Genomic DNA, 25902 nt, shown 5'->3' with positions numbered 1-25902 from the left:
CGCTAAGCCAAATCGGTGTGGGAGAAATCGTTGCCTTTGTAGAGCAGAGGCAGCCCCCTGCCCTTGGCACAGGCGTAGGACAAACAATCGGCGAGGTTGAGTTGCGCGGCATGGCCGCGTCCCTTGCCGTAGTTTGAGAAAGCCTCGATCGCGAGCCGAGCTTCGTCATTGCCTATCGGCACGATCTCGATCTCCGCTTCCCTCAAGAAAGCTTCGATCGTCGCGCCCACGGTCGAAGGCTCGATTGCGAGCAAGGTCGACAGCCGCATCGTCGCCTCGAGTACGACCAGCGCAGATGTCACCTTTCCTGATGTCTGCTCAAGTCGATCGCTCCATTGCGTCGCGTCATCCTCTCCCGCAAGGATCGCGACGATCACGGAGGTGTCGACGAACATCAGGAGTGGCCCCACATCTCATCGACCTCTTCTTTGCTCAAGCTGCGACGACCCACGCCAGCCTTGGCCTTGAGGCCGTCGGCAAGGACAGCAAGACGCTCCGCTAAGGACATCCGCTGATTCTCGCGTTTCAACTCGGCTTCAAGTGCCACGATGACGGCCTCCGTCATGGAGACGTTGCGCTTTTCAGCCAGCTTACGCGCCAACTCACGGGCTCGTGGATCTCTGATCTGTAGATTCATGTCCTGCCTCCAGGCGCCATCAATACAATATAGCGCCTCTGTCATGACAAAACTACAGGGAGGACCGCCGTGCCGGCAGACTATGCTCCCGCCGCCAGTTCCTCCACGCCATAAAGCATCTCGTCCTGCCTGCGGCGCAGCTCGAAGAGACGCGTGGTGGAGTCGGGCGCGGCGTTGTCGGCGGTAAGCAGTTCGCCCTTCTTTACCGGCTTCAACACCTTGCCGCCTTCAAGCAGTCCGACGGGAACGGCGCGGCTGGCGCGTGCATCCTCCACCGTCATTGTCCAGGACCGGTAGCAGGTCTCGCCGATGGCATCAAAAGTCTCGCCGGCGGCGAGATCGCGCTTGGCGACCGCGCAGACTTCCGCCACTGGGCGCGGCAGCGGCACCATGTCGGGCCGGCCATAGAGCATGATGCGGGCGGCCGTCAGCGGCACTTCCAGCGAGGTCAGGTGGTAGGGCCGGAAGAAGCTGTAGTAGGGGCCGACGCCGACATGGAGGTCATCCATGCGCTCGATGATGCGCGGATGGGTGGCCTCGACCACGACGAAGACGCCCGGCGCGACACCCTTGCCGATCGTGTAGTCGACGACGCCCTTCCGGCTCAGCACGCCGCCGGCCTCCTGCGGGATCAGCACCTTGGCCAGATTGTCACGGTCCACCTTGGGGCCGTGCATGCCCGGCTTGTCGGGCACCAGGCCCGTTGCGTTGGCGATAGCCGCCATCTCGACCATGGTCTTGGAGCCGTCGATGAACTCCACCAGCATGCGGGGGTTCATGTTGCGGCGCTCCGCCTCCTCGCGGTAGTCGTCGGGCACGGCGTCGTGGTTGAGCGGGTTGTTCTTGCCCTTGCCCGCCGAGACGATGGTGTAGCCGAGCGCGGTGGCGAATTCGATGAGCTCCATGCAGCTCGACGGCTCGTCGCCCGCGCCGACCGAATAAATAACGCCGAGCTTGTCCGCCTGCTTCTTCAGATAAGCGCCGATGGTCACGTCGGCCTCGACATTCATCATGACGAGGTGCTTGCCGTGCTCCATGGCCATGAGGTCGAAATCGGCGGCGACGCCGGGCTTGCCGGTGGCGTCGATGACCACGTCGATCAGCGGATTGGTGACCAGCATCTCGTTGGAAGTGATGGCGATCTTGCCGGCCTCGATTGCCGCGGTGACCTTGGAGGCGGTATCAGCCTCGCGCGCCTTGACGTCGTCGCCATAGGCGATCTCGATGGCCGCATGCGCCGTATGCGGGCGGCGGGTGGAAATCGCACAGACCTCCACGCCCTTCATCAGCATGGTCTGGGTGACTAGATCGGTGCCCATCTCGCCCGACCCGATGACACCGATGCGCACTGGACGCCCCTCCTCGGCACGTTTGGCGAGATCACGGGCGAGCCCGGTGAGGGCGACATTGGTCATGGCAGGTCCGATGCTTGTCTTGGGAAAAGCGTTCTAAAACGCGCCCGTCTTGCCAAGGAAACGGCGGCGCGTCCAGTCACACAATAGCACAATCGGCGGCAAGGTGGTCGCAGGCTTTGCAGCCGTAGCGATCCGATGCAGTTCGATGCCAGTCCCTGGCCTGCGCTCTCCCTCAGTGCGCTTCGATTTCCGCCTGCAGCGCGGCCATTTGCGGTGCGGCCGCGGCGACCGCCGCGCGCTCGATGGCGCGGAAGCGCGTGACCACGGAGAGGCCAACCGGCGTCAGCTGCGCGCCGCCGCCGTGCTTGCCTCCGGTCTGGGCCGAGACCAGCGGCTTGCCGAACAGCTTGTTCATCTCCTCCACAAGGTCCCAGGCGCGCTTGTAGGACATGTGCATGGCGCGCGCGGCAGCCGAGATGGAGCCGAAAGCGGCAATCTGTTCGAGCAGTTCGATCTTGCCGGGACCGATCCGGCCTTGGGGATCCAGATTTATCCGCAGGGTAAGTGACGGCATGGCATCGCATCCTTTTTGAAGGCTAGATATCATGCAAGGCTCCGGTACGGGACAAGTTTTCCTGATCGAAGGCCACGGTTTTGATCACGGCGAAGACAGGGCAGCCGACAGCCAGGCCCAGCGCGCGCAGGGACTGGCGGGTGATGCGGGAAAGCACCATCTCGCCATGGCAGTCGATGCGGATTTCGGCGGTGGCTGCGTCGACTGTCTCGATGCCGGCGACCTTCCCCGCCAGCATGTTGAGCGCGCTGAGGCCGCGCGGCGGCTCGGTGGCGATCATCACGTCGCGGGCGCGGATGCGCACGCGAACCGGGTTGCCGATGCCCGCCGCAATCCTTGGCACGCGAATGGCGCCGGCAGCGGAAAGCAGCACCGTCATGTCGAACTCTGCGTCATGCGCAGCTACCCTCATGTCAAGGACCGCACCGCCCTCGGGCTGCTCCTCCTTGGGCAACAGGTCCATCCGCTGCATGATGGCGCCGGTCGGCCCAAAGGCGGCGATCTTGCCATGCGATAACACGACCACGTCGCTCGCCAGCCGCGCCACCTCGGCAATGGAGTGGCTGACATAGACGATCGGAATCTTCGTTTCGTCGCGCAGCCGCTCGAGATAGGGCATGATTTCGGCCTTGCGCGCCTCATCGAGCGAGGCCAGCGGTTCGTCCATGAGCAGCAGGCGCGGGCTGGTCAGCAGCGCCCGGCCGATTGCGACGCGCTGTTTTTCGCCGCCGGAAAGGCCGCTCGGCCGGCGCTGCAGCAGGTGCTCGATACCAAGCAGGTCGACGACCCGGTCGAGATTCTCGTAACGCTCGGCGGAAGGCGTGAACCAGCGGCCGTAAAGCAGGTTGGCGCGCACGCTCATATGCGGGAACAACCGAGGCTCCTGGAACACATAGCCGATGCGGCGCTTGTGGGCAGGCACGAAAAGCTTTTGTGCCGTATCGACGAAGACGCGGCCTTCGGCGGCGATGCGCCCGCGATCCGGGCGCCTCAGCCCGCCGATGAGGTTGACCAGAGAAGTTTTTCCGGAGCCCGACGGCCCGAACAGCGCCGTCAGCCGCCCCGCGCTCTCGAAGCGCGCTTCCAGCGTGAATGCACCGAGCCGGTGGGTAATGTCGACGGCGACCGTCATTCGATGTCGAGCCTCCTGCCCAGCCGACGCGACATCGCTTCGGAAGCAATCAGGGCCGCCATCGAAATGACGATGGACACCAGCGTCAGGCGCAGCGCCCCGAGATCGCCTCCCGGCACCTGCGTGAAGGTGTAGATGGCGGTTGGCAGCGTCTGCGTCTCGCCCGGAATATTGGAGACGAAGGTGATCGTGGCGCCGAACTCGCCCATCGCCTTGGCAAAGGAGAGGATCATGCCGGCTATGACGCCCGGCAGGATGAGAGGCAGGGTAACCGTGAAGAACACCCAGACCGGGCTCGCGCCCAGTGTGCCGGCGGCGGCCTCCAGCTTCCGGTCGACCGCCTCGATGGACAGCCAGATGGCGCGAACCATGAGCGGAAAGCCCATGACGCCGCAAGCAAGCGCGGCGCCCGTCCAGCGAAATGAAAAGACGATGCCGAAATTATCGGCCAGGAAAGCGCCGATGGGGCCGCGCCGGCCAAAGGTGATCAGCAGCAGATAGCCGGTGACTACCGGGGGCAGGATCAGCGGCAGATGCACGATCCCGTTGAGCAGTGATTTGCCCCAGAATTTTCCCCGCGCCAGCACAAGGGCGACGCAGATGCCGATCGGCAGGCTGACCAGCATCGCCCAGGTCGAAACCTTGAGCGACAGGTGGACTGCCGTCCACTCTTCCGGGCTGAGCTGAAACCAGCTCATGCCCGCACTCCCTTGCCTTTTTCCACCCCGAAAGCCATGCCGCGCTTATAGCCCAAAAGCCTGGTCCGGGGTTGCGGAAAACAGCATCGTCCTGCCCCGATACTCAGTTCGCGGCAGCCGGCACCAGAACGGTGAAGCCCTGCTCTTCGAACAGCGACCGGGCCTTGTCCGACTTCAGATAGTCCAGGAATTTCGCCGCATCCTCATTGGCCGACGTGGCAGTCAGCGCGGCCGGGTAGATGATCGGCGCATGCGTGTCTTCCGGGAAGGTAGCGATGATCTTGACCTCGGGCTCGGCCACAGCGTCGGTCTGGTAGACGATGCCGAGCGGTGCCTCACCGGTTGCGACGAGCTTCAGCGCGGCGCGGACATTCTCGGCCTGGGCGACCTTGTCTTCCACCGACGACCAGACGTCGAGCTTCTCAAGCGCCGCCTTGCCGTATTTGCCGGCCGGCACGGCCTTCACATCGGCCATGGCGAGCTTGCCGCCACCCAGAAGGTCGGCCAGCGGAAAACTGGGCGCTATGGTGGTATCGGCGGTCGCATCCTTGGCCGCGATCAGCACGAGGCGGTTGCCGAGCAGGTTGACCTCGGTGTCGGCCTTGGTGAGGTTCTTCTCGGACAGATACTTCATCCAGTCGAGATCTGCCGAGATGAATATATCGGCCGGCGCGCCGCCCTCGATCTGCTTGGCGAGCGCGGAACTGGCCGCATAGGAGATGGTGGCCGGCTGGTGGCCCTCTTGCTGCCAGGAGGCGTCAATCGCGTCGAGCGCGTTCTTCAGGCTGGCGGCTGCGAAAACCACGACATTATCGGCGGCCTGGGATGCCGGCATCGCCGTGAGCAGCATCGCCACCACACCGCCGATGGCGGCAGCGAACCTTATTCCGAAACCTCTACGCGTCTGCATGGCTGAACTCCCATCATTTCTGGAATCGTGATCGGAGGGAAGCTATGCGACTTCGATCGATATATCCAGTTGAATATAACCAGCTTCCACTTTTTACCCCGACCTCATGCTCTCGGGACAACTTGACCAGCGACCCGTCGCCCATTCGAGGTAGCCGACGACGAGCGCGAAGTTTGCTGATAAAGTGCCTGTCCGGGATGCAACGCGAAGAGGTCAAGCGATGGCATTGTTCCGCTTTCGAACCCGAAGCCCAGAACGTGACCTTCAGACGGATGCGGGTCGCCTGCGTCGTCTCGGTGCGGTCCTAGATGAACTCCGCTCCGAGATGGAAGGCGAGCAGAGCGGCCTTCGTAACCGCCATGATCGCGTTACCGCAGACGCCGCCTTTTCCCAGCAGGCATTCGAAAACGAACGCCCCGACATCGGCATGTCGTCGAGAATCGATGAATTGACCGAGGCAATGCTGGGTTGTGCGAACCGACTGGCCGCGTTGGAGGAGCAGTTGGCCTTCATCGCCGAAATGCGAGACAGGGTCGATATGTTCGCGCAGACCGCAAAGCGGGCGGACGGATCTCTCCAGGCAGGCCACACACGACCGGATTAACGTGCGCTTACAAAATGTTATCTGCATCCCCTGTGGAATGCGAGCGTTGGCCATATTTCTGATCTTGCCCCTGCCCTAAGCGGCATGCGTGCAGCGACGCATTACGTCGCCTGCGGTTGCAACGAGGGGTTCAGCAACGATGCGAACGCGAGCCATCGATAAGGGCAGCGATGGGGATAGATCGGAGCACGGCCTCGGACGGCCGGAGCGGAGAATTGTTTCCGGACGGCAGCGCCTGTGCACATTCTTTGCAGGATCGACGCAACCGTTTCGCCCGCGCGGCGTTATGGGTTCGGCACCGCTAGCGGCCTACGCGGTGCGGGGAGTCTTGCATGCAAAAAATTCAAAGTTGCGGGAAGCCGGCAATGCCGCCTGACATGATTTGCATCATGACCGCAGCAGATGTGTCTCGCCGTTACTCCGCCGCCGCGCCTTGGGCACGCCTCCGAGCTGCGGCGGCAACGCGAAATAGTCAGAAAAAATCGGACGAGCAAGCTCGAGAGCCAATCAGTACAGGGATGGTAAGATGAAGAGAGTGAGAAAAGCGGTGATCCCGGTCGCAGGTCTCGGAACCCGATTCCTGCCGGCCACGAAAGCGATGCCGAAGGAAATGCTGACCGTGGTCGATCGGCCAGTGGTGCAGTATGCCGTGGACGAAGCGCTCGAAGCCGGCATCGAGCACATCATTTTCGTCACTGGCCGCAACAAGCATGTGATCGAGGACTATTTCGACATCCAGCCCGAACTTGTGGACACGCTGGCGCGCTCCGGCAAGGAGGAACAGCTTGCATCGCTGGAGCGGATGCAACTGCCGGCCGGCTCCATCAGCTTCACCCGCCAGCAGGCTCCGCATGGGCTGGGCCACGCAGTCTGGTGCGCGCGCGACATCGTCGGCGACGAGCCCTTCGCTCTGCTCCTGCCCGACATGCTGTCGTTTGGCGAAAAGGGCTGCCTGGCCGGCATCATGGAACTCTACGAACAAACGGGCGGCAATGTCATTGCCGTCGAGCAGTGCGACCCGACGGAAACGAACAAGTATGGCATCGTCGGCAAGGGCCGTGCGGTGCAAGGTGGCTTCGAAGTGACGGCCATGGTGGAGAAGCCGGCCCCGGCAGCCGCACCGTCCAACTATTACATCAACGGACGCTACATCCTGCAGCCGGAGGTGTTCGGGATTTTGGGCACCCAGGAGCGCGGCGCAGGCGGCGAAATCCAGCTGACCGACGCAATGAGGCGGCTCTCCGAGAGCCAATCTTTCCATGCCCACCACTTCAAGGGCCGCATGTTCGACTGCGGCTCGAAGGAAGGCTTCATCCAGGCCAATGTCGCCTTTGCCCTGGCCCGCAGCGACATCCGCGACCTGGTGTTCGAGCCGATCGCGGAGATGATCGGCTCTCAGGCGCGCCGCAACGAGGCGGCCTGAGCACTGCTCGCAAGGCGGCCGGCGGGCATTCCCGCCGGCGCAATGCGGGTGGGTAGGCAGCCGACGAAAAGCGCCAGCGCGTGTCCCGCCGCAAAAACGCGCCAAATTCTCCGTCCGAACGAACGACTACCCGCCGAGAGGCTCGAGCGTCACGCCTCGAGTCCTTAGCGTTCCGATGTGAGCCATCCGGCAGCTTCATCACGAAGGCAGGACAGAGCGTCCAGGCCTGCATAGCCTTCGCCAGATGGCCTCACACCAGTTCGATAGGACTTGCGGGCTAACCCCGAACTACTCATTGGGGCCGCCCCGGCACTCAATAAAGGTCACAGGTGGCTGTTGCGATAGCCATTGCCTTGGAACGACCCGTTGCTGAACATGTTGCCGTAATGCGACCCCCTGCTCCAGCTTCCGGAGCCATTTCCGTTTCCAGAGCTGATGTTGTTGTTTCCTTGGTTATTTCCACTGCCGGAGCCGTTGCCGTCTCCGTTGCCATTGCCATTGTCGGAACTTGTATTGTTATTTCCGTTATTGTTTCCGTTGTCGGAACCTGTGTTGTTGTTGCCGTTGTTGTTGCCGTTGAAAGACCCCACATTGCCATTTCCGTTCCCGTTTCCGTTGCCAGCGGCCGCAAGGGCGGTCATGGCGAGAATTGCCGTAGCGGCGAGGAAGAGCATTTTCATGTGAGTCTCCTTTTTCAGGCTCAGCCATACGAGACCGATCTCATGGCTGAGCGGCATGCCCAGCCGAAGCGGGTCAAACCCTTGGGCCGAGCGGTTTGCCCAACCATCGGAAGATCTCGAAGGCTGGGCCTTTTGAGGAGAACCCCAGAGGAGAGGAAGAGATTCTCCTTACAGCCTCCCGATTATTCCACTTCATGCAGCCGGCAAAAAGTCAGGGAAAACACCAAGGCTGCTTGACCTGGTGGTTTGCCGCGCACGAGCACGGCACCGTAGCTGCATTACGTCAGTGAGATCTAAATGCCATCGCCTTCGCTGCTGCCGGCATCCGAGCAGTCGCTGTTGTTGTTGCCGTTGCCATTGCCTTGAAACGATCCGCCATTATTGCCGTAGCCATTGCCATTGCCGGAGCAATCGTTGTTGTTGCCATTGTTGTTGCCGTTGAAGGAGCCGGCATTGCCATTTCCGTTGCCGTTGCCGTTGAAGGACCCCGCATTGCCGTTCCCGTTTCCATTCCCGTTCCCATTTCCGGCAACTCCGAAGGTCGTGACCGCGAGCAGTACGGCGCCGGCGAGGAAAAGCTTCTTCATGTCGTTCTCCTTCAGCGATGGAACCTGGGGCTGAGCGGTTCGCGGAAATCAGCGGACGTAGGCTTGCCGATAATGCTAACCGCCCTCCTTGAACGAACATAAGTCAGGGAAAACCCGGCACGCGAGCGAGCCCGCAGGCGCAATCATCGAGGCGATCTGGCACTGGCACGAAACCGGCGCGACGTGCGACGCAGCAGCGCAGCGATGCCGTTCGGTTAGTCCTCACTGGATATTCGGCGGTGATTTGGGTAGGCGCTACGAGGCCTCTGCCCGAAGGACTTGATGCATGACATTCCGACAAGCTCTCAGTCTCCCAAGGGCAAATCTTATGCTTGCGGGCGTCGTGCTGATGCTTCTGGGCAACTTCATGTTCGCCCTCAATGACGCCATGGGAAAGTGGCTGGTCGCCAGCTACTCCGTCGGTCAGGTGCTTTTCATCCGGTCCGTCGGCGCGTTCATCATCCTCACTCCGATGATCGCCAAACAGGGCACGGCGCCCCTGACGCGACTCGAGCGCCCCGGCCTGCAGGTTCTGCGCGTGCTGCTCGCGACCGCCGATACGGCGTTCTTTTACACGGCGGTGATGTACCTGCCACTTGCCGACGTGATGACCTTCTACATGGCCGGCCCCATCTACATTGCGGCACTGTCCCACATCTTCCTCGGCGAGAAGGTAGGCTGGCGCCGCTGGCTGGCGATCGCCGTCGGTTTCTGCGGCGTGGTCATAGCCCTCAGGCCCTCGTTGTCCTCGCTGTCGCTGGCTTCGCTGTTCGCTCTTGCGGGCAGTGCATCCTTCGCGATCTCGATGATACTCACCCGCCGTCTCAGGGGCACCAGCGACACGACGCTGGTTACCTGGCAGACGGTCGGCGCACTGGTGATCGGTTTCGTGCTTGCCGTGTCGGATTGGCGTACGGCCAGTCCGCTGGACTGGTCGGCCATGCTGCTGCTGGGCGTCGTTTCCGGTTCCGCCCATCTGATGATCACACGCGCGCTGAAGCTGGCCCCCGCCTCGACACTGGCGCCGCTTCAATACACGCTTCTGCTATGGGCCGTGGTGTTCGGCGTCGCTTTTTTCGGCGATTTACCGGACAATCAAATGCTGGTCGGCTCGGCGATCATCGTGTTCGCAGGTCTCTTCATTTTCCACCGTCAGAAGGTGGTGGACCACGGCGAACCCGACAACGTCCCGCGCAATGTGCACTGACGCGGCAGCATGAGCAAACCGAATACCTCCTGCCTCCCGAACTCCGTTCCTGGGCTTCGCGATTCGCCTGGGGGTCGCTGACCGGCCGCCATCGGCAGCAGCGTCATCCCGTGCAGAGGTGTTTCGTTCTGACGTTGCCCCTGAGCTTATCCAGTTTTGAGTTCGGTTCCGGCGTTGGTAGAGTGCTCCCCTTTTGGGACCAGCGGGAGCTGGAATTTTCCAGGTTCAAGGCTCATGCCGACGGGGACGTCGGCGAGCCATTCAGGAGCGAAATCGGCGAAGTAGTTGATGTTGTGGTAAAACGCCGCGTCGAGCTCAGGCCAGGTTTCGACGCAAGCCGTCCTGTCGGCGCTTCATCTCGGCTTTGCCGAAGGTGGGGACGATCTTCTTCCCATTGTGCATTTCCTGGAGCCGGGCCAGATCGTCCGACGGTGCATTCATTCTCTGTGTGTCCTGAGCGAGATGCTCCCATTGCGGGAGGTCGCTCAGCTTTTAGGAACCGCCCGATGCGGTGAAATAGAAAAATGACGTGCCTTGATAGATATTTCATTTGCGTGACGGCGGGCTGAGAAGGCGCCGTTGCCCGATGCCGTGATCGGGCAGTCGTCGAAGTCGGGATAGTCTGGGCAGTGGCGCTACGGCGCAACCGTCTCCGGCTTGGCAGGTGCAGCTACAACGGCGCTTGCTTCCGCGGCCAGGACCACAACAGCCTGGGGCGGAGAATCCGGGAAAGTGAGTTCCCAGCCGCCGCCGAGCGCCTTGAACAGCTGCACCAGATAAAGCGAGACATTGGTGTTGCTCGTCGCCTGCTGCTGCGAGGCTTCCAAGAGCGTCCTTTCCGCATCGAGCACGGTGAGGAAGTCGGACACGCCTTCGACATAGCGGTCGCGCGCGAGGCCTAGTGCTGCCCGCGCGTGCTCCACCTGTGCCGAGAGGCGGCCGCGGCGTTCCCGTTCCAGTCGATAGGAGACCATGGCGTTGACCACCTCGTGCCACGCCTGCAGTACCGTCTTGCGATAGGCGATGGCCGCTTCCACCTGTTGCGCCTTGCGCAGTTCCAGCGTGCTCTTCAGCCGGCCGCCGGCGAAGATCGGAACCGATATTGTCGGCCCCACCGTGTATTGCAGCGAGCCGGGGCTGAACAGGTTGTAGAGATGGAGTGAATCGTAGCCGATCGTGCCGTTGAGCTGTATCGACGGGTAGAAGGCGCCGACGGCGACGCCGATGTCGGCGGTCGCGGCATGCAGCTGCGCCTCGGCCGCGCGAATGTCCGGCCGCCGCCGGGCGAGTTCGGAGGGCACGCCCACCGGCACGCGCGCCGGCGCCGGCGGCACCGCCTTGGGGCGGCCAAGCTCGGCCTTCAGCGCTCCGGGCTCCCGGCCAAGCAGCAGGCTGAGCGCGTTGATATTTTGCACTTCCTGCTGCTGCAGTGCCGGAATCTGCGCGCGAACGCTTTCGACCTGCGCGGCTGCACTTTCGACGTCGAGCCCGTTCTGGATGCCCTTCTTGTGGCGCTCGTTGACCAGGTCGAGGATATCCTTGGCAATCTTCAGATTGTCGTTGGCGATCCTGATCTGGGTCTGCACGCCACGCAGCTGGATATAGTCGCGCGCAAGTTCGGCAAGGTTCGAGACGAGCGCGGCGCGTTGCCGCTCGGCGGCCTGGTCGACCTGGGCGCTGGCGGACTCCACCTGCCGGCGGACGCTGCCCCATAGATCGAGCTGCCAGGAGGCATCAAGGGTGACGGTGTATTCGTTGATCGGGAAGATCGTGAAGGGAGGGCTTCCCTGCGCGACGAGCAGCTTTTCCAGAAGGCTGGCGATGCCGTTATTGCTGTAAAGCTCGCGCACATATTTGGCGTTCGCGTTCACCGAGGGCCACTGGGCGGCGGCCGCGATGCCGCGCTGGAAGCGGCTTTCGGCAAGCCTGACGGTCGCGGTCTGCACGTCGAGATTGGAGTCGGCGATCTGGCTTGCGAGGTTGGTCAGGATTGGATCGCGAAATGTCGCCCACCACAACGGATCCGTCGGCAAGGGCAACTGCTTGTCGCGGACGTCGTCCGTATACGAGGTTTCGGGCAATTGCGGGTTCGGCGCCACGAAATCCGGGCCGACCATGCATCCGGCAAGCAGTGACATTGCAGCCAGTGCCGTGGTCGTCCGCCACATTCCGCCCCCCGTCAATGCATTCCGCCAGGAGCTCCTTCTCCGGCTTTGCCCGGCGACAGAAGAAAGCAGAATGGAATCGTGATGAATGCAACTATCGCGCAGTAGAAGAACACGTTGGAATAGGCCAGTACAACTGCCTGTATACGGAACTGTTGATAAACGTGCCCGACCGCCATGTCGTGAGCCACAGTGCCCACCTTGCCCATGGCTCGAAGCGCCTGTTCGTATGTCTCGATCAGATCCTGGAATGGCTGGTGGCTCGTGGTCGCCCATTGCGACAGGTACGTCTGGTTTATCTGCGTTCGTTGCGTGACCTCGGCTGTCGCAAGCGAAATGCCTATGGAACCGAACACGTTGCGGAACATGGAGAAGAGTGCCGCGCCGTCGCCTCGTAGCTCCCGCGGCAGCGTCTGGTAGGTGATCGTGCTGATCGGCACGAACAGGAAGGCGAGCGCGGCCGATTGGAACACCCGCATGATCACCAGCGTGCGGAAATCGATGTTGGGCGCGAGGCCGCTCGTATAGTAGAGCGCAACCCCCATGACCGTGAAGCCGATGGCGATGACGTAGCGCGTCTGGATCATGTTCATCAGCCGGCCGATCACCGGGATCAGCAGGATGACGGCCACGCCTCCGGGTGAAAGCACGAGGCCGGCCCATGTGGCCGTGTAGTTGAGGGTCTGCTGGGCAAGCTGGGGTATCAGCACCGCGCTCGCGTAAAGCAGCGCACCCGTTGCCCCGATCATCACACAGCCGGCGGCGAAGTTGCGATCCTTGAATACCGAGAGCCGGACGATGGGGTGGGGAGCGATCAGCAGCCAGCCGATGGCGCTCAAGATGCCCATGAAGGCGAGCAGGGCCATCAGCTTGATGAAGTTCGAGTCGAACCAGCCTTCGTCCTCGCCACGGTCCATCATGATCTGCAGGCAACCGAGACCGATAACGATGAGGATCAGGCCGATATAGTCGACGCGGCGCGGCTTCACATCCGCCACCCAGGGCGGGTCCTCGACCAGAATCGACACGAAGAACACGGCCACGATGCCGACCGGCACGTTGAGGAAGAATACCCAGCGCCACGACACCACGTCGGTGATGTAGCCACCGAGCGTGGGGCCCAGCACCGGGGCAACGACGATGGCGATCGCCGCCACGCCGAAGGCGGCTCCCCGCTTCTCCGGCGGAAACGAGTCGAGGATGATCGCCTGCTGGGTGGGCTGCAGGCCGCCGCCGAAGAAACCCTGGGCGAGGCGGAAGATGATGAGCTGCGGCAGGCTGCCGGCAATGCCGCACAGGAACGATGTGACCGTGAACATCGATATGCAGATCAGGAAGTAGCGCTTGCGGCCGAACAAGTCGCTGAGCCAGCCCGAAATCGTCAGCACGATGCCGTTGGCGACGAGATAGGAGGTCAGCGCCCAGGTTGCTTCGTCGCTGCTCGACGACAGACTGCCGGCGATGTGCGGCAGGGCGACATTGACGATCGTCGTGTCGAGCACTTCCATGAAGGCGGCGATGGTGACGACGATGGCGACCAGCCACGGATTGGAGCGAGGCTTCCAGGCCGCGCCGGCTGCGGGCAAGGTGGCCTCGGCGCTGCTCATCTCACCGTAACCGTCGGAATAACCGAGATGCCGAGCGGCAGCGGCACCTTGGGATCGAGACCGCTGTCGATGACGATCTTGACCGGCACGCGCTGCACCACTTTGACGAAATTGCCGGTGGCGTTCTCCGGCGGGAAGGCCGTGAACTTAGAGCCGGAGCCGAGCTGGATGCTGTCGACATGGCCGCGCAGGTCGAGCAAGGGATAGGCGTCCACGCTGATCTGCACCTTTTGCCCCGGGCGCATGTCGGCCAGTTGGGATTCCTTGAAGTTGGCCGTGATCCAGACATCGGGGGTGACGATGGACATGATCTGCTGGCCGGCGGCGACGAAGTTGCCCTTTTCCACATTGCGCTTGGTCACCCAGCCACTTTGCGGCGCATTGACGACCGTCCAGGACAGGTTGAGGTTGGCCTGATCGAGGCGCGCCTGCGCCTGCTCGACCTGCCCCTGAAGCTGCCCGACCTGCGCATCCGTCTCACCGATGCGCTGTGTAACGGGAGAGTTTTGGATTACCTGAGCGTTGGAGAGGGCGACCTGCGCTTGCGCCTGCTTCAACGCCGCCTTGGCCGCATCCACCTCCTGCTGGGAGGTGGCCTGTTTGGACAGGCTGGCCTGGCGGTTGAAGTCGGCCTGCGCCTTGGCGAGTGCTGCGTCGGCGCTTGCCAGCTGCGCCTTGGCCTGGTCGAGCAGAGCAGGAAAATTCTTGCGGGCGATCTCGGCCCCGAGTTGCTGGCCTTGATGTTGTGCTTTCGCGGTTACCAGCGCGCCTTCGGCCAGCTCGCGGTCATTCTCATATTGGCGCGGATCGATGTGAATGAGCGGGTCGCCCGCATTCACGAACTGATTGTCGGTGACGTCCAGCGACACGACCACGCCCGAGACCTGCGGCGCGATGGAAACGACGCGGCCGTCCGTATAGGCGTCGTCGGTGCTCTCGACGTTCCAGGTCGACAGGTAATAGTAGTAGCCGCCCGCAGCCAACAGCGCCAGAACGATCAGACCTATGGTGAAGACCCAGGGGCGCCGCCGCTTGCGCCTTGCCACACCCTCCGCATCGTCCCCAGTCGCGGCACCATCATCCTGCGGCGGCGTCTTGTCGGGCTCCGGTTGCTGGTTGCTCTGTTCGGCACGCGGCTTTTCGGCGACATCAAGATCGATCGTGCTGTCGGACATGAAAATCCGCTCCGTGGCCGATGCCTGGCGCCAAGCCGCCGCTCCACAGTTCGCGTGCGACGGAGAATCCGGCCGCCCGTCAAGCTTCGTTTGAAGGGCAGCGTCGCAATTCTATCGCCTCCACAAGAGGCAGATATTGTAAGGAGGGCAAAAGTCTAGGCGGCGGCAGTCAACGCGCCGCTCGCGAACCGCGAGCGTGGTCGCCTCCCGGTCGCGAACGCGCAATGCCAAAGACTATGCGTTAGAAGTGAATGCCCAAGCTTGCGAAGATCCCGTGCTGGGTCGCGTCCATGACGAAGCCCCTTGCGTCGGCGGGACTACCCCGCAAACATGGCATCCGCATCTCGCCTCCTTGAGGGCGGCGCTCACCGCACTATCGTAATCGCTGACTTGCAGGGTGGATAAACGCATGCACCAAGAGTGGCCCGCGATACCCTACCTTCCCTGGCGCGACACCTGTAGCGCGCTCCACCTCTATACCCAGATCGTCGGCAAGTATCGGCTGGCCCGCACGCCATGGGTGAACCATTCCTGGCACGCCACCTTCTATCTGAACGCCCGCGGCTTGACGACCGGACTGGTGCCGGATCGGCCCGGTGGCGTAGAATTGCGCTTCGATTTCCTCGCTCACCAGCTTGTCGGGGAGACCACCGACGGACGGAAAGCAGCCTTCCCCCTGCAGCCGATGTCCGTCGCCGACTTCCATTCGCGTCTGCTGGAACTCATCCGGTTTCTCGGTGGAACAGCTGAGCTGGATGGTCGCCCGAACGAAATCCCTGATGCGATTCCGTTCGAGGCCGATTTGAAGGTCCGGCCCTACGATGGCGATGCCGTGGTCCGCTTCTTCAGAGCCTGCGTCCTGGTGTCGGAGGTGCTCTATGAATTCCGCACTTCCTTCCTGGGCAAGGTCAGCCCGGTTCATCTTTTCTGGGGGAGCTTCGACCTTGCCGTGACGCGCTTCTCCGGCCGCCGCGCGCCCCTGCATCCCGGAGGTATTCCGGGCTTGCCTGACAAGGTCACCCAGGAGGCCTACAGCCACGAAGTCTCCTCGGCCGGCTTCTGGCCGGGCGGCGGTCCGATCGATTTCCCGGCCTTTTACTCCTACGCATATCCGGCTCCGGCCGGTTACGAGGACGCAGAAGTGGCGCCCGAGACTGCCTACTTCGACAAGACGCTGGGCGAATTCCTGCTGCCTTACGATGCCGTACGGCTCGCAAACGACCCGAGAGCGACATTGATGGCCTTCCTGGAAAGCACCTATCGCGCCGCCGCCCGTCTGGGGAAGTGGGACAGAGACAACCTCGAGTGTGCCTTGGGCGAGCCGGGGCGGCCTCGACGCATCTAGATCCTAAGCCGACCAATTCCTTCAGCCAGAGGAAGCAGATAGCGATTGCCGGGTCCTGCCCCTCTAGACAACCAATCGGCGATTAAAACAGGAACCCAAAACCAAAAGTTGACATGCATTCGACGATGACGTATAGAGGTCCAATCGATGTTTGCTTGTCTGATTTGTTCTGCGCGCTCTTGGCGCCTCCTCGACGAACCTCCCTTCAAAAATCGACCCGACTGCCACCGCGCAAACGCGCGGGGGACTTCATATGCTAAAGAAAGGGTTCGTCATGAACACCGGCACAGTTAAATGGTTCAACGCCACCAAGGGCTTCGGCTTCATCCAGCCTGACAATGGCGGCCAGGACGTTTTCGTCCACATCTCCGCCGTCGAGCGCGCCGGCCTGCGCACTATCGCCGAAGGCCAGAAGCTCAGCTACGAGATGGTCCGCGACAACAAGTCGGGCAAGATGTCGGCCGACAAGCTTCAGGCCGAATAATTATCGTCCATTCGGCCGGTGACCACGGATGTACTGGCACCAGTGGCTGAACGGATGACAAGGAAGGGTCAGGCGAATGCCTGGCCTTTTTTGTTTGGATGGCTTGCTGAAAAAGGAGATAGATGATGTCTCGAGATCCTCAGAGCGCACGCGAACGGGCCGAACTCAATTTCGGCAAGACGCAGACTCAGTCCCTCGCCCGCAATCGCATCGTTGAAGAGAGTGAGGCGATTGCCAGAGAACGCGACGCGAAGACTGCGCGATTGAAGGAAATGCGCCTCCAGAAGGAAGCAGAAGAGATGCTTGCTGGAACAGCGCCCCGCACTTCCAAACGGACGGCCAAGAACTGATGGCAAGACGAGCAGTTCTAGTGAAAACTCCCGGGGACGCCACCATAGCCGATGTGGTGGAGAACCTCGATCATCCGATCGAGTACGTCAGGCGCATCCTTGAAAAACTGGAGCGCTGTCGCCGCGCCCATGGCGATGCGCAGGTGCGCATTGGCGTACTCGGACGGGCCGAATGTCCGAACTACCTGATCGAATACATTACCGAAGACCTCAAGTCAGGCCAGAAATCCATCCATCCGGATGCTGCCTATAGTGGCAGCACGCATCGCGAGCTCGCCCCCAAACATATCGAGGAGGCCAGGAACTGGTCCTCCGAAGAGATGAACATCACTGCCGTTTCGGCCTTGATCGGTCGGCTTCGCAGCCGGGCCAGCTGACGCGGAGGAAGCCTCGATGGCCATCAAATTTGCCGCGAAAGATCAAGAGAAGGGCGCAGCGATCGTCAAGGCCAAGGCGCCTGACAAGCGCAGCAATGATCGCGAGGCCACCGCTCCGAACGACTTGGGCGAGACGCCGGCGACCGTCGGAACCGACCTTTTCAACTCCGCCCCCGAGGCGCCGACGCGGAAGCGGAAGTCGAGATAGCGTTCTCTTGAAAACCCCGCCTCCAAGAAGCCTATCGGCTTTGAAACTCGCATGACCGTACCAATTCCCGGTGCAGACTTCGACTGCAAGTCCTGCGGCGCCTGTTGCTCCTACTCCTCGGAGTGGCCGCGGTTTTCCACCGAGGACGAAGCTCAGCTTGACCGCATCCCCGCCCATTATGTCGCCGGCGACGAAAGCGGCATGCTTTGCAATGGCGCGCGCTGCGCGGCGCTCGTCGGCGTGGTGGGCAAATCGACCTCATGCGCGATTTATGAAGTCCGCCCCGACGTTTGTCGTGCCTGCATGCCCGGCGACAATGACTGCCTGATGGCGCGGGAGAAGTTCTCCCGACCTCATGTAAAGCTCGCCTCGTGAGAGATGACAGGGCAACATAGTGCCGGCGTCAGGCGGGCGGCCGGCTTGAACCCGGCGCTCGGTCGACTGCCTCTGTCGGCCAAAACTTCCTGACGAGAATTTCAAGCCGCGGCCATGCCGAAGGTCCAGGCCCTTAACAGTTGCTCGCTGCTTCGCGCGTATTGTTCCCGCCCAAAGGTCCGGACATCTCCATCGCCTGCACGTAGCGCGCCGGATCAAGCCGCACATAGAGCGCAATCGTGATGGCGACACAGGCCAGATGCATCGTCCAGCCCGTGGCGAAACTGCCGCTCCAATCATGCAGCATGGCCGTGGCCAAGGGTGCCAACGCAGCGATCAGGAATCCGCCTCCCTGCATCAGCGCCGCCAGCGCTCCTGCCTGTTCCGGGCGCGGCAGATGATCGAGCGCTGTGACGAGCGACAGAGCGAAGCATCCGCCCAGGCCGGCGCCGCAGATCACAGTCCACAGGATCGGCGCCACCGACGGATAAAATGCCAGGCCGGAAAATCCGATCCCCTGCAAGACCAGCGTGGCCCATAGCCACGGACGACGATCCCGGCTGCGCGCCGCAAGCATCGGTATCGTCAGGGCAGACACGGCTTGAGCAATGGCCATTGCCGCCACCAGGCTTCCGCTTTCGGCTACGCCCCAACCTTGGGCCTGATAAAACGGTGCCAGCCAAGCCACCATCGATGAATAGCCCCCATTGACGAGGCCAAAGCCAACCATCAGCAGCCAGGTGCGCGGACGACGCAGCAAGGTGACCGTCAGCGACCGATCGGGCGCCGATGCTTTCGTGTCGGCCAAGGTGCGATGGGCAGCAAGAAGGGCAATGGCAGCCGGTAGCGCTAGCCAGGCCAGCGCGGTCCGCCACTCGCCGGACGGCCCGGACAGGAGCGGGGTCAACTGCGCTCCGAGCGCGCCTCCGCCCATGATCATGGCCGAATAGAGCCCCGTCACCGACGACATTTTGGTCGGGAAACGTGCCTTGATGATGCCAGGGAAGACCGCCTGGACAAAAGCAACGCCGACGCCGCAAAGGGCCGCCGTCAGGATCAGCGAAAGCCCCCCTTGGACGACCAGCCTCAGCAACGAACCCAGCATGAGGACCGCCAGGGCGGCGAGCATGCCCCGGCGCGTGCCGACGATCGCGTGGATGCCGGGGGACAGAAACGCGCCAACGCCCATGAGCAGCATGGGCAGCAGCGTCAGCAGCGCGATGCCGCCATAGCCCAGTCCGGTATCGGCCCTGATAGTCGCCAGCATCGGCCCTGGGCCGGTCAGAAAGGGCCGAAGATTGAGACCGACGAGCACCACCAGAGCCAGCAGAGCCCATTGGCTGGCCTGGCTAGGCAGTTCCCTTTGCGCTGATTTCATTGTCGGCAGGCCCTAGCCCTTGGAATCGGCTTGGTCCTGCCATACCCGGTAAAGATGATCCTCATCTCGGGTTTCCGGCGGGCAGTATGACATGTTCAGGCCGCTTTGCTGGTCGAGCGGCTTGGCCAGTTCGACGGCGACGGCGGCCGTCGACAAGCCAAATGGCTCAGCATCCTGATTGGAATAGGCGAATGTAACGTCGCCTATTCCGGACATGCGGATAGCGGCAAGGCACATCGGGCAAGGCTGGCCGCTGGCATATATCTCGCACCCATCGAGACGAGGCGACTTCAGTGCAGCGCCGGCCGCCCGCAACGCCAGCATCTCGGCATGAGCAGTGGGATCGCTGTCTGCCAGCATACGATTGACGCCGCGCGCGATCACCTGGCCGTCCTTGACCACGACGGCGCCGAAAGGCCGCCCGCCCTTCCGCACATTGTCGAATGCAAGTGCGATTGCCTCGGCCAGAAATCGGTTGGCGTTCGTCATGGTCATGTTTCCCGTTGCGGAATCCTAGTTAGGCGCGCCGCGCACCATTTGGAAATTAAATGTCTTGATGTTAACTAGTGACATTATGAATACCACTTTCAATCTCGACCTCCTTCGAGCCCTGGTGGCGGTGATTGATACGCGGAGTTTTACAGCTGCGTCCCGCCTGTTGAATTCCACCCAGTCCACGGTGAGCCAGAAGGTGCTGCGCCTCGAGGAAGCCACCGGGCAGCGCCTGCTGGACCGCAGCCGGCGCGAGGTGCAGCCGACCGAGGCGGGCGAACGACTTCTCGGCTATGCGCGGCGCATGCTGGCGCTCAACGACGAGGCGGCCGCCGCCCTGTCGGGAACCGCCGCGAGCCGCACGCTAAGGCTCGGCCTGCCCGAGGACTTTGCCTCCGCCCTGCTCACCCCAGTGCTGGCCGAGTTCCTGCGCGAGCGCACCAATATCAAGCTCGAGGTCACCAGCGGCCTCAGCAATGACCTGCTGCGCTCCTATGAGCTTGGGGAGCTAGACCTGGTCATGGTCAAGCAGAAGCGCGGGGCCTCGGGCGGTGCGATGCGCTGGCCCGAGCCGCTTTGCTGGCTGGAGAGCGCGGCCCATCCCATGTCCGAGGCCGATCCACTGCCCCTGGTCGCATTCCCGCCTCAGGGCCTCTATCGCGCGGATATGACCAACGCGCTCGATGCGTTGGGGCGGCGCTGGCATATCGTCTACACCAGTTCGAGCCTTGCCAGCATCCAGAGCGCAATCGCCGATGGCCTGGGCATCAGCCTGCTGCCCCTGCGCGTGGCGCTGCCAAGTCATTGCATCCTGACACCGGCAAGCGGCCTGCCGGTGATCGAAACGATGGAAATCGCGATCCACCATCGCGGCGACGCGCCAGCCCTGATCCGCCAGCTGGCCGCAGCCTTGGCGCAAATTGTGGAACCGCAGGGGTAGAGCATTTCCCGCCCGCCGGCTTTCAGCGCAAAATATCCGAAAGGCTTGTTCTCGCCGAAGGTCAGGTCGAGGCCGCAAAGCGGGTCAGACAAGGTGAAGCGCCGTCCCCGCAGCAGCGAGAACGATAACCACGACCCATGGCGGCGCTTTCCAGACGGCCAGCAGCAGGAAACCTGCGAGCGCCAGCGCGAAATCGCGCGGGTTCAGCACCGCGCTCGTCCAGACCGGGTTGTAGAGCGCTGCGCCCAGAATGCCGACGACTGCCGCATTCGTTCCGCGCATGGCCGCCTGGGCAGCAGGCCGCAGGCGCAGCCTGTCCCAGAAGGGGAGCATGCCGTAGACGAGGAGGAGACCCGGAAGGAAAATACCGACAAGGGCGATGGTCGCCCCCGCGAGCCCATTGGGCGCCGGGCCCATCAGGGTGCCGAGATAGGCCGAGAAGGTAAATAGCGGACCGGGGATGGCCTGCGCCGCACCGTAACCGGTCAGGAAAGCCTCGTTGGAGACCCATCCGGGGGCCACGACCTCGGCTTGCAGCAGCGGCAACACGACATGGCCGCCGCCAAAGACCAGCGCACCCGAGCGATAGAAGGCGTCGAACAGGGCAAAGCCGTGCGCGCCTGCCCTCGCTGCCACAGGCAGCAGCAAGAGAAGGGCCGCGAACAAGGCTAGCGACGCGGCCCCCTGCCGGCGCGACACCGGAAAGCTCAGATGGCCAGCGAGTTCGGCATTGTCGTTGCGGCACAGCCACAAGCCGGCAAGCGCGCCCAGCGCAATCGCACCGATCTGCCCGAAGGAGCCGCCGACGAAGATGACGACGAAAACCGCGGCCAGTGCGATCCCTGCACGCACTGGATCGGGCGTGAGGGTCCTTGCCATGCCCCACACAGCCTGGGCGACGACCGCCACGGCCACCAGCTTCAAGCCATGCAGGAAGCCTTCCGCCACCGGCCCGGTGAAGCTGGCAGCGCCGAGCGCGAAGGCGAAGAGGATGATCGCGGACGGCATGGTGAAGCCGAGCCAAGCTGCAAACCCGCCGAGCAACCCATTGCCGCGCAGCACGCCGAGCGCGAACCCGACCTGGCTGGACGCCGGGCCCGGAAGGAACTGACAGAGCGCGACGAGATCGGCAAAGCCGGCCTCGTCGATCCAGCGGCGGCGCATGACCAGCTCATCGCGGAAATAGCCCAAATGGGCGATGGGCCCGCCGAACGAGGTCACGCCGAGCTTCAGAAATACGCGAAGGACTTCCATCGGCGAACCGGGATGTGGCTCCTCCACCGATACGGCTTCCTTGCGGTTGATCATGCGCGTCTCGGTGCTTCTCTCCTCAGACCGGAGCATGGGATACGCGCCGCCGGCGCTTTTGCAAGGTCCCCGCTGCACGCCGCGTCGTCGTCAGGCCGACCCTCATGGAGATCCTTGACGCGCGTCAATCCGGATTTCCGGCGATGTGGTACTGAAGACATATGAGACTCTTTGCCTTGAAAGGCTCGGAAGATCTCGGCGCTGCCGTCGCGCATGCGCTCTGGACCGAACTCGACCCACATGAGGAACGCGATTTCGAAGACGGCGAGCATAAGGCGCGCCCGCTGGTGAGCGTTCGGGGGGAGGACGTCTATGTCCTGCACAGCCTGGCCGGAAGTGCAGCCGCGTCGGCAAACGACAGGCTCTGCAAGCTTCTTTTCTTCATCGCCGCATGCCGTGAGAACGGCGCCGAACGGGTCACTGCGCTCGTTCCCTATCTGGCCTATTCGCGCAAGGACAGGCAGACGAAAGCCCGCGACCCGGTCACCACCCGCTACGTCGCCCAGCTGTTCGAAGCCGTCGGGACAGATCGGGTTCTCGTCGTCGACGTGCACAATTTCGCGGCCTTCCAGAATGCATTCCGGTGTGGAACCATCCATCTCGATGCACGGAGGCTGTTCTGCCCCATCATCCGGTCGTTGGCGGACGACATGCTCATCACCATCTTCTCTCCCGACGGTGGCGGTGTAAAACGCGCCCAGCTCCTGAAGGAGACCTTCGAAGCCGATACCGGCCTGGAGGCAGGCTTCGGCTTCATGGAAAAGCGCCGCAGCCGCGGGATCGTTACCGGCAACCTGTTCGCAGGCGATGTGAAGGGAAGCGCAGTCTTCATCGTCGACGACATGATCAACACCGGCGGAACCACGCTTCGCGCTGCCGTTGCGTGTCGCGAGCGCGGCGCCGAAGCGGTCTACGCCTTGGCCACGCACGGGTTGTTCGGCGAAGGTGTCGAAGAATTGTTCGAAAGCCCCCTCATCGATCGCATCGTGGTTACCGACAGCGTGGCCGCCGCCGCGGAAGCTGCCGTCCGTTACCCTCAGGCCAGGCTGGACATCGTGCCGGTCGGTCCTCTGATAGGGGAAGCGGTCAGGCGTCTCCACACACACGGGTCGATCGACGACCTGCTGGGAATGGAAGACTGACGCATACGTTTTCAGCGGCGGCGAGATAACGAAGCGCAAGGGGGCGCCACGTTTCCGGATGCCGTAATGGCGTCTCGAGCAGGTGGACGACACACAAGCGGGCGCGCAGCAGCCCCCGGAACCCTCCGTAGAGCGCCAGCAGCGCGGCACTCGGCGCCCAACCGAGCTCTCTTTCCAACATCGAACAGAGAAATGGCCGGATCCACGCCGCACCGAGGATTTCGCATTCGAGCCCGAGATAGTTCACCTCGTCATAGGGATCGATGATGCGCATGGCCCGGTTGAATTCCAGGCAGTCGATGATCTGCGGCGGATTGATGAGGCAAATATGCTCCGGGCGAAGGTCGCCATGTCCTTCGACAATTTTGCCCTGCAGTATGCGTTCCTCAATGACGGGCCTGAAGCGCACCAGCGCGTGCTCCACCTTGTCGAGCGTGCGCTCCGCCGTCGGTAACAACCCGAATTCCGGCCTCGCCAGGATGGCGCGGTTGATTGCGTGCTCCTTGACCAGATGGCTCAGGTAGGCATCGCCCGCCACACGCTCCCGCGAGCGCCGGGAGTAGAAGTCGACCAGTAGTGCGCCCACACGCTCGATTTCCTCACGCGTCACCCGTCCCTGACGGATACGTGTGTCCAGCATGTCCGCGGCAGGAAGCCGGCGCATCTCGACCAGCCAGTCGACCACGCGCCCCTCACCCGAGAACGTCAGTCGCCCCGCTTCATCGAGGCGCAGCGCGATGACGGCCATGTAGGTGGGCTCCGCCAAGCGGCAGTTGAGCCTCAGTTCTTCCCTGCAATAGAAATATCGTCGCTTCAGGCTGCTGAAATCGAGGAACGGGTACTTGACCGGCTTCTTGAGCTTGTAGGCGCGGTCGTCGGTCAGGAAGACCCAGGACATGTGGGTCTCTCGCGCTTCGACATGCCGGGTCGCGCCGGCATAGGATGCAGGATCGCTGAGGAAATCCACCTTCTCGGCCAAATGCGTCATCTGGAGCCTGCCGCCAAGCGACCGTCCGGCGTTGCTCTAGCACATCACCTGTAGACCAGCACTGGAATGGTCGAATGGGTCAGCACCTTCACGGTCTCGCTTCCCAGCACGATCGCGGAGACGCCCTTTCGCCCGTGGGATGCCATGGCGATCAGGTCGCAGCCTTTCGCCTTCGCGGTTTCGATGATGGCCTTGTATGGCTGGTCTTGCCTGACCATAACTGCCTCACACGGCACGCCGAACGTCTTCGCCTTCAGTTCGGCTTCTGCGAGATACTGCGACGCCTGCTCCTTCGACTGACGCTCGTATTCGTCCTTTGTGTCGGAGAGCTGGGCCGTCTCGGTCGAGAAGACATGGAACGGCTCCACCACATTGAGAACCGTAACCTTGGCGCCAGCATCGCGAGCGAAAGCCAAGCTTTTTTCAACGGCGACCGAAGAGAGCGGGGACCCGTCGGTCGGTATGAGAATGTGGTTATACATCGCCTCCACCCTCCTTGATATCCATCTAGCCGATATGGGGCGGAGCCGCGTTGACCAAAATCAAAAGCCAGACTTTCCGGCCATGCCAACTCCGACATTTCATGTGCGGGCCTCTGCAGCGAGCCTTGTCTGCGCACTGGCTTCGGTTTTGGAGTATAGTAGCGGGCACTCCCGTTTGATGGAGGCTGACATGTCGCGCCTGACAATTTTTCTCAGCCGTTTGCTCGGACTGTTCTTCCTTCTCGTCGCCATCACGATGTTTCTGCAGCAGCAGAATACCGTCGAGACGGTCGCCATGTTTTTCCGCGACCCGCCGCTGATTATGGTCCTCGGTATGATCACGCTCGCCATCGGCCTCGCCATCGTGCTTGCCCACAATGTCTGGTCCGGTGGCGCCCTGCCGGTCGTGGTCACCCTACTGGGATGGCTGTTCCTGATCCGCGGTATCGTATTATTGACACTGCCCCCCACGGAGGTGTCGGCGCTGTTCGAAATGCTTCGGTTCAGCAGGTTCGCGCCCTTTTTCGAACTGATAATGCTGATCATCGGCGCCTACCTGACCTTTGCCGGGTTCAGGGCCTCGCCGCCGCCCACCGGCACAAACGTATCAGCATGAACCCAGCTGGCGGACGCCATCATGTTCAGGGATAGACAGCAGGCCGGAGCAGAACTCGGAGCCGAGCTAGCCAAGCTGGGCGACCTGCATGATCCTGTCGTGCTTGCGCTGCCGCGCGGCGGGGTGGCTGTGGCTGCGGAGATCGCCCGGGTTCTGCATGCACCGCTTGACCTTCTCATCGTGCGCAAGATCGGCGCCCCCGGCAATCCCGAGCTCGCGATGGCAGCCGTCGTCGACGGCGACCCGCCGGACGTCGTGGTCAACCGCGAGATTGCCGAATTCTTTAGGCTCACCGATGAGCAACTGGCCGAACTGGTCCAAGTCGAGCGGCCTGAACTCGAACGCCGGCGCGCAATCTATCTGGCCGGGCGAAAGCCGATCGATCTGACCGACAGGTCAGCAATCGTCGTTGACGACGGCGTCGCGACGGGCACGACGATGGCGGCTGCGCTCAAGGCGCTCCGGAGACGGGGCGCCAGAGAAGTCGTTTTGGCGATTCCTGTTGCACCGGCGGAAGTGGTAGCGCAGTTGCGGCAGGAGGCAGACCGAACGGTGTGCCTTAGCCAGCCGGAACATTTCCGGGCCCTTGGCTATCACTATCTCCGCTTTCCCCAGCTCTCGGACAAACAGGTCATCGACGCGCTGGAGAAGGCCGGTTGATCC

At 62.5% G+C, this 25902-nt stretch carries 31 protein-coding genes; 13 read left to right on the top strand and 18 right to left on the bottom strand.

From position 1 onward, the window contains the following. Positions 1–2: 2 nt before the first annotated feature. From ABLE85_RS01405 to modA, 7 genes are all read right to left on the bottom strand, one after another. A complete protein-coding gene (locus ABLE85_RS01405; protein WP_348790902.1) occupies positions 3–395 on the bottom strand; it encodes a type II toxin-antitoxin system VapC family toxin in 393 nt (130 codons plus the stop codon). After that, entirely contained in the window at positions 395–637 is a 243-nt protein-coding gene (locus ABLE85_RS01400) for a type II toxin-antitoxin system VapB family antitoxin (RefSeq protein ID WP_348790901.1), read from the bottom strand. Before ABLE85_RS01400 ends, ABLE85_RS01405 begins: the two co-directional genes overlap by 1 nt. Positions 638–717: 80 nt before the next feature. Then, the gene (locus ABLE85_RS01395; RefSeq protein WP_348790900.1) at positions 718–2052 is read right to left on the bottom strand and encodes an NAD(P)H-dependent oxidoreductase; all 1335 of its coding nucleotides are present in this window, start codon (positions 2050–2052) and stop codon (positions 718–720) included. Positions 2053–2224: 172 nt separating this feature from the next. Next, a complete protein-coding gene (locus ABLE85_RS01390) occupies positions 2225–2566 on the bottom strand; it encodes a winged helix-turn-helix domain-containing protein (protein ID WP_348790899.1) in 342 nt (113 codons plus the stop codon). A gap of 22 nt (positions 2567–2588) precedes the next feature. Beyond that, positions 2589–3698 carry a molybdenum ABC transporter ATP-binding protein gene (gene modC, locus ABLE85_RS01385; RefSeq protein WP_348790898.1) on the bottom strand — a complete coding sequence of 370 codons (1110 nt, stop codon included), beginning with the start codon at positions 3696–3698 and terminating at the stop codon, positions 2589–2591. Next, positions 3695–4396 carry a molybdate ABC transporter permease subunit gene (modB, locus tag ABLE85_RS01380; RefSeq protein WP_348790897.1) on the bottom strand — a complete coding sequence of 234 codons (702 nt, stop codon included), beginning with the start codon at positions 4394–4396 and terminating at the stop codon, positions 3695–3697. Before modB ends, modC begins: the two co-directional genes overlap by 4 nt. A 103-nt stretch (positions 4397–4499) precedes the next feature. Next, positions 4500–5306 carry a molybdate ABC transporter substrate-binding protein gene (modA, locus tag ABLE85_RS01375; RefSeq protein WP_348790896.1) on the bottom strand — a complete coding sequence of 269 codons (807 nt, stop codon included), beginning with the start codon at positions 5304–5306 and terminating at the stop codon, positions 4500–4502. Positions 5307–5526: 220 nt separating this feature from the next. Between modA and ABLE85_RS01370 the strand changes: the two genes are divergently transcribed. Together ABLE85_RS01370 and galU are read left to right on the top strand one after the other, a co-directional pair. Then, entirely contained in the window at positions 5527–5910 is a 384-nt protein-coding gene (locus tag ABLE85_RS01370; RefSeq protein WP_348790895.1) for a hypothetical protein, read from the top strand. A 526-nt stretch (positions 5911–6436) separates the two neighbouring features. Next, a complete protein-coding gene (gene galU, locus ABLE85_RS01365) occupies positions 6437–7333 on the top strand; it encodes a UTP--glucose-1-phosphate uridylyltransferase GalU (RefSeq protein ID WP_348790894.1) in 897 nt (298 codons plus the stop codon). Between the two features lie 323 nt (positions 7334–7656). Here the strand turns inward: galU and ABLE85_RS01360 are convergent, their stop codons facing one another. Together ABLE85_RS01360 and ABLE85_RS01355 are read right to left on the bottom strand one after the other, a co-directional pair. After that, positions 7657–8013, bottom strand: a complete 357-nt coding sequence (locus tag ABLE85_RS01360; protein WP_348790893.1) for a hypothetical protein — start codon at positions 8011–8013, stop codon at positions 7657–7659. Positions 8014–8306: 293 nt separating this feature from the next. After that, positions 8307–8600, bottom strand: a complete 294-nt coding sequence (locus ABLE85_RS01355) for a hypothetical protein (RefSeq protein ID WP_348790892.1) — start codon at positions 8598–8600, stop codon at positions 8307–8309. A 286-nt stretch (positions 8601–8886) separates the two neighbouring features. Between ABLE85_RS01355 and ABLE85_RS01350 the strand changes: the two genes are divergently transcribed. Continuing rightward, positions 8887–9807: a DMT family transporter gene (locus tag ABLE85_RS01350; RefSeq protein WP_348790891.1), complete on the top strand. Its 921-nt coding sequence runs from the start codon at positions 8887–8889 to the stop codon at positions 9805–9807. A 315-nt stretch (positions 9808–10122) separates the two neighbouring features. On the opposite strand, the gene ABLE85_RS01345 is transcribed toward ABLE85_RS01350, so the two are convergent. The 4 genes from ABLE85_RS01345 to ABLE85_RS01330 form a co-directional block, all read right to left on the bottom strand. Continuing rightward, a complete protein-coding gene (locus ABLE85_RS01345; protein ID WP_348790890.1) occupies positions 10123–10248 on the bottom strand; it encodes a hypothetical protein in 126 nt (41 codons plus the stop codon). 194 nt (positions 10249–10442) lie between these two features. Next, positions 10443–11975: an efflux transporter outer membrane subunit gene (locus ABLE85_RS01340; RefSeq protein WP_348790889.1), complete on the bottom strand. Its 1533-nt coding sequence runs from the start codon at positions 11973–11975 to the stop codon at positions 10443–10445. An 11-nt stretch (positions 11976–11986) separates the two neighbouring features. Further along, positions 11987–13579: a DHA2 family efflux MFS transporter permease subunit gene (locus tag ABLE85_RS01335; protein ID WP_348790888.1), complete on the bottom strand. Its 1593-nt coding sequence runs from the start codon at positions 13577–13579 to the stop codon at positions 11987–11989. Further along, positions 13576–14754: an HlyD family secretion protein gene (locus ABLE85_RS01330; protein WP_348790887.1), complete on the bottom strand. Its 1179-nt coding sequence runs from the start codon at positions 14752–14754 to the stop codon at positions 13576–13578. The genes ABLE85_RS01335 and ABLE85_RS01330 overlap by 4 nt, the downstream gene beginning before the upstream one ends. A gap of 409 nt (positions 14755–15163) precedes the next feature. On the opposite strand from ABLE85_RS01330, the gene ABLE85_RS01325 reads away from it, so the two are divergent. The 6 genes from ABLE85_RS01325 to ABLE85_RS01300 all read left to right on the top strand — a co-directional run bounded on the left by ABLE85_RS01325 (position 15164) and on the right by ABLE85_RS01300 (position 17893). Beyond that, complete coding sequence (locus ABLE85_RS01325) at positions 15164–16099, top strand: DUF5996 family protein (protein WP_348790886.1); 936 nt, start codon at positions 15164–15166, stop codon at positions 16097–16099. A 253-nt stretch (positions 16100–16352) separates the two neighbouring features. Then, a complete protein-coding gene (locus tag ABLE85_RS01320) occupies positions 16353–16583 on the top strand; it encodes a cold-shock protein (RefSeq protein WP_348790885.1) in 231 nt (76 codons plus the stop codon). Positions 16584–16705: 122 nt separating this feature from the next. Next, positions 16706–16933, top strand: coding sequence for a hypothetical protein (locus ABLE85_RS01315; protein WP_348790884.1), 228 nt, complete (start codon positions 16706–16708; stop codon positions 16931–16933). Next, complete coding sequence (locus tag ABLE85_RS01310) at positions 16933–17310, top strand: hypothetical protein (protein ID WP_348790883.1); 378 nt, start codon at positions 16933–16935, stop codon at positions 17308–17310. Before ABLE85_RS01315 ends, ABLE85_RS01310 begins: the two co-directional genes overlap by 1 nt. Before the next feature lie 16 nt (positions 17311–17326). Then, positions 17327–17518: a hypothetical protein gene (locus ABLE85_RS01305; protein ID WP_348790882.1), complete on the top strand. Its 192-nt coding sequence runs from the start codon at positions 17327–17329 to the stop codon at positions 17516–17518. Positions 17519–17569: 51 nt separating this feature from the next. Continuing rightward, a complete protein-coding gene (locus ABLE85_RS01300) occupies positions 17570–17893 on the top strand; it encodes a YkgJ family cysteine cluster protein (protein ID WP_348790881.1) in 324 nt (107 codons plus the stop codon). Positions 17894–18026: 133 nt separating this feature from the next. On the opposite strand, the gene ABLE85_RS01295 is transcribed toward ABLE85_RS01300, so the two are convergent. Beyond that, the gene (locus ABLE85_RS01295) at positions 18027–19271 is read right to left on the bottom strand and encodes a cyanate transporter (protein WP_348790880.1); all 1245 of its coding nucleotides are present in this window, start codon (positions 19269–19271) and stop codon (positions 18027–18029) included. A 12-nt stretch (positions 19272–19283) separates the two neighbouring features. Then, entirely contained in the window at positions 19284–19760 is a 477-nt protein-coding gene (locus ABLE85_RS01290) for a nucleoside deaminase (RefSeq protein WP_348790879.1), read from the bottom strand. 85 nt (positions 19761–19845) lie between these two features. On the opposite strand from ABLE85_RS01290, the gene ABLE85_RS01285 reads away from it, so the two are divergent. Beyond that, the gene (locus ABLE85_RS01285; RefSeq protein WP_348790878.1) at positions 19846–20703 is read left to right on the top strand and encodes a LysR family transcriptional regulator; all 858 of its coding nucleotides are present in this window, start codon (positions 19846–19848) and stop codon (positions 20701–20703) included. An 84-nt stretch (positions 20704–20787) separates the two neighbouring features. Here ABLE85_RS01285 and chrA read toward each other — a convergent pair whose 3' ends face one another. Next, positions 20788–21957, bottom strand: a complete 1170-nt coding sequence (gene chrA / locus ABLE85_RS01280; RefSeq protein WP_348791427.1) for a chromate efflux transporter — start codon at positions 21955–21957, stop codon at positions 20788–20790. Positions 21958–22172: 215 nt separating this feature from the next. Here chrA and prs point away from each other — a divergent pair, with 215 nt between their 5' ends. After that, positions 22173–23153: a ribose-phosphate diphosphokinase gene (gene prs, locus ABLE85_RS01275; RefSeq protein ID WP_348790877.1), complete on the top strand. Its 981-nt coding sequence runs from the start codon at positions 22173–22175 to the stop codon at positions 23151–23153. On the opposite strand, the gene ABLE85_RS01270 is transcribed toward prs, so the two are convergent. Further along, entirely contained in the window at positions 23098–24132 is a 1035-nt protein-coding gene (locus ABLE85_RS01270; RefSeq protein ID WP_348790876.1) for a hypothetical protein, read from the bottom strand. The genes prs and ABLE85_RS01270 overlap by 56 nt on opposite strands. 53 nt (positions 24133–24185) lie before the next feature. Further along, the gene (locus ABLE85_RS01265; protein ID WP_348790875.1) at positions 24186–24623 is read right to left on the bottom strand and encodes a universal stress protein; all 438 of its coding nucleotides are present in this window, start codon (positions 24621–24623) and stop codon (positions 24186–24188) included. A 190-nt stretch (positions 24624–24813) separates the two neighbouring features. Here ABLE85_RS01265 and ABLE85_RS01260 point away from each other — a divergent pair, with 190 nt between their 5' ends. Beyond that, positions 24814–25239 carry a hypothetical protein gene (locus ABLE85_RS01260; RefSeq protein WP_348790874.1) on the top strand — a complete coding sequence of 142 codons (426 nt, stop codon included), beginning with the start codon at positions 24814–24816 and terminating at the stop codon, positions 25237–25239. Positions 25240–25260: 21 nt separating this feature from the next. Then, positions 25261–25899: a phosphoribosyltransferase gene (locus ABLE85_RS01255; protein WP_348790873.1), complete on the top strand. Its 639-nt coding sequence runs from the start codon at positions 25261–25263 to the stop codon at positions 25897–25899. The last annotated feature ends 3 nt before the right edge of the window (positions 25900–25902 follow it).

The organism is Mesorhizobium sp. KR1-2 (assembly GCF_040045035.1).
Classification (GTDB): Bacteria; Pseudomonadota; Alphaproteobacteria; order Rhizobiales; family Rhizobiaceae; genus Pseudaminobacter.
The sequence above is the reverse complement of the archived record's forward strand: the minus strand, read 5'-3'. Positions and strand labels throughout refer to the sequence as shown.

Bases quoted from the DNA above. Each gene is read 5' to 3' on its own strand.
- prs (WP_348790877.1), top strand. From the start codon at position 22,173: ATGAGACTCTTTGCCTTGAAAGGCTCGGAAGATCTCGGCGCTGCCGTC.
- ABLE85_RS01265 (WP_348790875.1), bottom strand. From the start codon at position 24,623: ATGTATAACCACATTCTCATACCGACCGACGGGTCCCCGCTCTCTTCG.
- ABLE85_RS01320 (WP_348790885.1), top strand. From the start codon at position 16,353: ATGCTAAAGAAAGGGTTCGTCATGAACACCGGCACAGTTAAATGGTTC.
- ABLE85_RS01390 (WP_348790899.1), bottom strand. From the start codon at position 2,566: ATGCCGTCACTTACCCTGCGGATAAATCTGGATCCCCAAGGCCGGATC.
- ABLE85_RS01330 (WP_348790887.1), bottom strand. From the start codon at position 14,754: ATGTCCGACAGCACGATCGATCTTGATGTCGCCGAAAAGCCGCGTGCC.
- ABLE85_RS01400 (WP_348790901.1), bottom strand. From the start codon at position 637: ATGAATCTACAGATCAGAGATCCACGAGCCCGTGAGTTGGCGCGTAAG.
- chrA (WP_348791427.1), bottom strand. From the start codon at position 21,957: ATGGAAGTCCTTCGCGTATTTCTGAAGCTCGGCGTGACCTCGTTCGGC.
- ABLE85_RS01290 (WP_348790879.1), bottom strand. From the start codon at position 19,760: ATGACGAACGCCAACCGATTTCTGGCCGAGGCAATCGCACTTGCATTC.
- ABLE85_RS01300 (WP_348790881.1), top strand. From the start codon at position 17,570: ATGACCGTACCAATTCCCGGTGCAGACTTCGACTGCAAGTCCTGCGGC.
- ABLE85_RS01360 (WP_348790893.1), bottom strand. From the start codon at position 8,013: ATGAAAATGCTCTTCCTCGCCGCTACGGCAATTCTCGCCATGACCGCC.
- ABLE85_RS01355 (WP_348790892.1), bottom strand. From the start codon at position 8,600: ATGAAGAAGCTTTTCCTCGCCGGCGCCGTACTGCTCGCGGTCACGACC.
- ABLE85_RS01295 (WP_348790880.1), bottom strand. From the start codon at position 19,271: ATGAAATCAGCGCAAAGGGAACTGCCTAGCCAGGCCAGCCAATGGGCT.
- ABLE85_RS01350 (WP_348790891.1), top strand. From the start codon at position 8,887: ATGACATTCCGACAAGCTCTCAGTCTCCCAAGGGCAAATCTTATGCTT.
- modA (WP_348790896.1), bottom strand. From the start codon at position 5,306: ATGCAGACGCGTAGAGGTTTCGGAATAAGGTTCGCTGCCGCCATCGGC.
- ABLE85_RS01305 (WP_348790882.1), top strand. From the start codon at position 17,327: ATGGCCATCAAATTTGCCGCGAAAGATCAAGAGAAGGGCGCAGCGATC.
- ABLE85_RS01345 (WP_348790890.1), bottom strand. From the start codon at position 10,248: ATGAATGCACCGTCGGACGATCTGGCCCGGCTCCAGGAAATGCACAAT.
- ABLE85_RS01310 (WP_348790883.1), top strand. From the start codon at position 16,933: ATGGCAAGACGAGCAGTTCTAGTGAAAACTCCCGGGGACGCCACCATA.
- ABLE85_RS01325 (WP_348790886.1), top strand. From the start codon at position 15,164: ATGCACCAAGAGTGGCCCGCGATACCCTACCTTCCCTGGCGCGACACC.
- ABLE85_RS01255 (WP_348790873.1), top strand. From the start codon at position 25,261: ATGTTCAGGGATAGACAGCAGGCCGGAGCAGAACTCGGAGCCGAGCTA.
- ABLE85_RS01315 (WP_348790884.1), top strand. From the start codon at position 16,706: ATGATGTCTCGAGATCCTCAGAGCGCACGCGAACGGGCCGAACTCAAT.
- ABLE85_RS01395 (WP_348790900.1), bottom strand. From the start codon at position 2,052: ATGACCAATGTCGCCCTCACCGGGCTCGCCCGTGATCTCGCCAAACGT.
- ABLE85_RS01335 (WP_348790888.1), bottom strand. From the start codon at position 13,579: ATGAGCAGCGCCGAGGCCACCTTGCCCGCAGCCGGCGCGGCCTGGAAG.
- ABLE85_RS01405 (WP_348790902.1), bottom strand. From the start codon at position 395: ATGTTCGTCGACACCTCCGTGATCGTCGCGATCCTTGCGGGAGAGGAT.
- modC (WP_348790898.1), bottom strand. From the start codon at position 3,698: ATGACGGTCGCCGTCGACATTACCCACCGGCTCGGTGCATTCACGCTG.
- ABLE85_RS01260 (WP_348790874.1), top strand. From the start codon at position 24,814: ATGTCGCGCCTGACAATTTTTCTCAGCCGTTTGCTCGGACTGTTCTTC.
- galU (WP_348790894.1), top strand. From the start codon at position 6,437: ATGAAGAGAGTGAGAAAAGCGGTGATCCCGGTCGCAGGTCTCGGAACC.
- ABLE85_RS01285 (WP_348790878.1), top strand. From the start codon at position 19,846: ATGAATACCACTTTCAATCTCGACCTCCTTCGAGCCCTGGTGGCGGTG.
- ABLE85_RS01340 (WP_348790889.1), bottom strand. From the start codon at position 11,975: ATGTGGCGGACGACCACGGCACTGGCTGCAATGTCACTGCTTGCCGGA.
- modB (WP_348790897.1), bottom strand. From the start codon at position 4,396: ATGAGCTGGTTTCAGCTCAGCCCGGAAGAGTGGACGGCAGTCCACCTG.
- ABLE85_RS01370 (WP_348790895.1), top strand. From the start codon at position 5,527: ATGGCATTGTTCCGCTTTCGAACCCGAAGCCCAGAACGTGACCTTCAG.